The sequence below is a fragment of the Pseudomonas sp. DCB_BI genome (assembly GCF_026240995.1).
Classification (GTDB): domain Bacteria; phylum Pseudomonadota; class Gammaproteobacteria; order Pseudomonadales; family Pseudomonadaceae; genus Aquipseudomonas.
This window is the reverse complement of record NZ_JAPFCG010000074.1, coordinates 1-399: the sequence shown is the minus strand read 5'-3', so window position 1 is coordinate 399 and position 399 is coordinate 1. Positions and strand designations below refer to the sequence as shown.

General features: G+C 55.1%; 1 protein-coding gene. It reads right to left on the bottom strand.

What is annotated here, in order from left to right; genetic code table 11:
* The coding region (locus OO258_RS27355) for a hypothetical protein (RefSeq protein ID WP_266035029.1) at nt 1-302 on the bottom strand (302 nt) is incomplete at its 3' end.
* Nucleotides 303-399 lie beyond the last annotated feature (97 nt).

Below are 399 nucleotides of genomic sequence, written 5' to 3'. Positions count from 1 at the left end.
TGGTGATGGTGGTGTGAGGAGACGGTGACCTGGGTCCCCTGACCCCAGTAGTCATACGCGCTAGCGCGGCGGTAGTTAGTACCAATAAAGACTGTAATATTAGTCGTGGCTGCACAATAATAAACGGCCGTGTCCTCAGGTTTCAGGCTTGTCATTTGTAGAGTCACCGTGTTCTCGTTGTTGTCTCGGGAGATGGTGAATCGGCCCTTCACAGAGTCTTGATATTCTTTTGTACCACCAAGCCAGGTTGTACTAGCTACAAACTCACGCTCCTTCCCTGGAGCCTGGCGGAACCAACCCACGAAGGTGCGTCCAGAGACCGCACAGGAGAGACTCAGAGAACCCCCAGCCTGCACCAATCCTCCCCCAGACTCCTGCAGCTGCACCTGGGCCATGGCC